The organism is Allobosea sp. P1_A7 (assembly GCF_056406775.1).
This window is the reverse complement of the sequence record NZ_JBFTZN010000403.1, coordinates 1-3,690: the sequence shown is the minus strand read 5'-3', so window position 1 is coordinate 3,690 and position 3,690 is coordinate 1. Positions and strand designations below refer to the sequence as shown.

The window sequence follows — 3,690 nt, the reverse complement described above, 5'->3', positions numbered from 1 at the left end:
CCGTCGGTTCGAGAGGTTGCGCCGCCCCGGACGCGGCGCGCCGCTCCTCCCGTCTCACCGCCGCCGACCCGAGCCGCCCGGCCGGCCGCGCGTCAGCCCAATGTGATCGTCCCGCCGGCCACCGAACGGCGGTTGGTCAATGAGGAGATCCTGTTCGAGCTTGCGCCGAATGCGCAAGCCGAGGCGGTGCTTCGCCGCTATCGCGCGACGCAGATTGCCAGCCGGCGCTTCGCGCTTGCCGGCATGACCATCATTCGTGCGCGTCTCGAGGGCGGCCGCAGCGCCAGGGGCGTGCTGGCCGAGATGGTGGGCGATCCGCGCGTCGCCAGTGCCCAGCCGAACTATCTTTATACCTTGCAGCAGGACGAACCGAAGGGCACCGCCCAGCCAGCGGGCGCGGATGGTGTGCCGGTACCGCCAGCAGGCAGGCCTGACGATGCCGAAAAAACGATCGTCATCCCGGATCTTCCTCCGATCCCGCCACTTGTCTCGACTGTGCCCAAGCGCGAGCTGCAGCCGCAATATGTGGTCGAGAAGCTGCATCTCGACGATCTGCACAAGATCGCGCGCGGTGCGGCGATCCGCGTGGCCGTGATCGATTCCGGTGCCGATACCAGCCATCCGGAGCTGCAGGGTGTTCTTGCCGGTTCCTTCAATGCGCTCGGCGGCGAAGGCCAACCCGATGCGCATGGCACTGCGATGGCGGCGGCGATCCTGGCGCAGGCGCAATTGCAGGGGATTGCTCCGGGCGCGCGGCTTTTGGCGGCGCGCGCCTTCTCGGGAGCGGCGACGACGGGACCCGCCAATGGCACGACCTTCCATATCCTGGCGGCGCTCGACTGGGCGGCAGGCGAGGGCGCCCGCATTCTCAACTTGAGCTTCGCCGGCCCGCAGGACCGGCTGCTGTCACGCTCGCTCGCAGGGGCCAAGACCAAGGGCATGATCGCGGTCGCGGCCGCGGGCAATGGCGGAGCCAAGGCGGCGCCGCTCTATCCGGGCGCCGATCCGAATGTCATTGCCGTCACTGCGACCGATGCAGACGACAAGCCGTTCTCCGGGGCCAACCGCGGTGATTACATTGCGGTTGCCGCACCGGGAGTCGATGTGCTCGCGGCCGAGCCGCAAGGACGCTACGCCTTCTCGTCAGGCACCTCGATCGCAGCGGCCCATGTCTCGGGACTCGTGGCACTGCTGCTCGAGAAGCGTCCGGAGCTCGGCCTCGATGAGGTGCGCAGGCTCCTGAGCGAAAGCGCCGTCGATCTCGGCGGCAGGGGCAAGGACCCTGTCTTCGGAGCGGGCCGGGTCGACGGACCGGCGGCCCTGTCGCGCGCCCTGCCAATGTCGACGGCTCGCCCCTGAAAAAAAACGGCGCTGCTTTGAACCTTCTGCGCGCTTGCCGCGACCAATGGTCATGGAGGGCGAATGGTTCGCTCCCGATCGAGCTGCAGGAGACAGACGATGACCACCTTCCGGAAGAGCATGGCCGCCACTCTCGCCGCCTTCACGCTCGGCACCGCGCTCCTCGCCAGCGTAGGTGGCGCCGAAGCCCGCCCGCGCTACCGCGGCCCGTATTGGGGTGTCGGTGCCGGCATCGTCGGAGCGCTGGCCGTCGGCGGATTGCTCGCTGCCTCAACTGGCCGTGCCTATGCCGAGCCGGTCTATGAGGAGGATGCTCCCGTCCGCCGCTGCGATCTGGTCGAGCGCATCAACCGTTTCCGCGACGTCGTCGGCCACCGCCGGGTCTGCAGCCTCTACTGAGCCAGCGCGTGGCCTCTTGCAGTCCGGCTCTCCGCAACCTCCGGAGGGCCGGACCCGTTTGAGTGTCCGGCCGCAACTGGTCCAGCCGTGAAGTGTCCGCGCTGGGCGACGCGCAGCATCGCTTGCAGAGCATGGCAATGAAATTGTCCGGCCTCTCGGCTTGCTTTAGTGAGCGACTGACTGGTTAGCCGAAACATAAGTCATAGCTCATGAATGTGACTACGCCGGTCGGGATCGCCCGTCGCGCAACAATGCCCGTGCTGATCGCCCTCAGCGTCACGCACCTGCTCAACGACATGATTCAGTCGCTGATTCCGGCTATCTATCCGATCATCAAGACCGCCTATGCGCTCGATTTCGGACAGATCGGGCTGATCACCCTGACATTTCAGGTCTCGGCCTCGCTGCTGCAGCCGCTGGTCGGTCTCTACACCGACAAGAAGCCGATGCCGTATTCGATGGTCGTCGGCATGGGGTTTTCCCTGTTCGGCCTCGTCGGCCTGGCCTTTGCCAGCAGCTATTCGCTGCTATTGCTGGCGGCAGCCTGCGTCGGCATCGGTTCATCGATCTTTCATCCCGAGGCGACGCGGATGGCGCGCAATGCGTCCGGCGGGCAGCATGGCTTGGCACAGGGGATCTTCCAGGTGGGCGGTCAGACCGGGGGCGCCCTGGGGCCCTTGCTGGCAGCCTTCATCATCGTGCCGAACGGCCAGGGCAGCCTGGCATGGTTCTCGGCGGCGGCACTGATCGCCATGGCACTGATGGTCTGGACCGCAGGACAGTCCGCACTCGTCGGTCCGCGGCAGGTGCGCGGCAAGGTCGCGGGTGCAGCCGACCCGGTCGCCATCTCGGCACCGCCCCTGGCGAGTGTTGCTCCGGCCGTCGCAATCCTGATTATTCTGCTGTTCTCGAAGAACGCGTACAGTGCGAGCTTCAGCTCGTTCTACACCTTCTACCTGATCGGGAAGTTCGGCGTTTCCGTCCAGACCTCCCAGGTCATGCTGTTCCTGTTCCTGGGGTCCTCGGCGGCAGGTGCCCTGTTCGGCGGCATGCTCGGTGACAGGATCGGGCGCAACAAGATCATCTGGTTCTCGATCCTGGGTGCGCTGCCCTTCACGCTCGTGCTGCCCTATGCCGACCTCTTCTGGACGGGCGTCCTGACCATCATCATCAACCTGATCATGTCGAGCGCCTTCGCCGCCATCCTGATCTATGCGATGGAACTGATGCCGGGCCGCATCGGACTGGTCGGGGGCTTCTTTTACGGGCTGTCCTTCGGACTCGGTGGCATTGCGGCAGCCCTGCTCGGCGAATTTGCCGACCAGCTCGGCATCGAGACGATCTATCGAATCTGCTCGTTCCTGCCGACGATAGGCCTGCTCGCCTGGTTCCTGCCGACCCTGAAGGAATCGCGCCATAGCTGAGCCATGGAGGGTTTGGCCTTGTCTGGCTCGTGGCCTGACAGGTCTGCGGCACGGCCCCTGACAAGCGGGCCGCTTGACCTTCTCGTCCGCTTCAGCCTCATGTCCGGCCATCATGCGCCGCCCCAAACTCCTCTTCGTCGTCACGGAAGACTGGTTCTTCGCCTCGCATTTCCTGCCGATGGCGCGCGCTGCGCGCGAGTTGGATCTGGATGTCGTCGTGATCGCGCGTGAGCGCCAGCATCGTCGCGTCATCGAGGCGACGGGCGCCCGGCTGATTGCGCTCGAAGCGGAACGGGGCAGCCTCTCGCCGCTGGCACTGGTGCGCCAGGTCCAGACACTGAAGCGTCTGATCGCAGCCGAACGGCCGGATATCCTGCACTGCATCGCGCTGAAGCCGATCGCGCTGGCAGGGCTGGCCGGCAGGCTCGCCGGGATCGACCGGCGCGTCTATGCGCTGAACGGGCTCGGCTTCCTCGGGGCCAGACAGGGGCAGCTCGCCGCCCTGGCG

Annotated in this window: 4 protein-coding genes; all 4 read left to right on the top strand. The window is 66.2% G+C overall.

Going from position 1 to position 3,690, the window contains the following annotated elements; all coding sequences use genetic code 11:
• Nucleotides 1-1,359 (top strand): S8 family serine peptidase (locus tag AC1D34_RS35115; RefSeq protein ID WP_476826732.1); only part of this gene is annotated, 1,359 nt, incomplete at its 5' end.
• 99 nt (nt 1,360-1,458) lie between these two features.
• Complete coding sequence (locus AC1D34_RS35110; protein ID WP_476826731.1) at nt 1,459-1,758, top strand: hypothetical protein; 300 nt, start codon at nt 1,459-1,461, stop codon at nt 1,756-1,758.
• A 209-nt stretch (nt 1,759-1,967) separates the two neighbouring features.
• Nucleotides 1,968-3,182 carry an MFS transporter gene (locus tag AC1D34_RS35105; protein ID WP_476826730.1) on the top strand — a complete coding sequence of 405 codons (1,215 nt, stop codon included), beginning with the start codon at nt 1,968-1,970 and terminating at the stop codon, nt 3,180-3,182.
• Between the two features lie 112 nt (nt 3,183-3,294).
• A partial coding sequence (locus tag AC1D34_RS35100) for a glycosyltransferase (RefSeq protein ID WP_476826729.1) occupies nt 3,295-3,690 on the top strand: 396 nt, incomplete at its 3' end.

Bases quoted from the DNA above. Each gene is read 5' to 3' on its own strand.
- AC1D34_RS35110 (WP_476826731.1), top strand. From the start codon at position 1,459: ATGACCACCTTCCGGAAGAGCATGGCCGCCACTCTCGCCGCCTTCACG.
- AC1D34_RS35105 (WP_476826730.1), top strand. From the start codon at position 1,968: ATGAATGTGACTACGCCGGTCGGGATCGCCCGTCGCGCAACAATGCCC.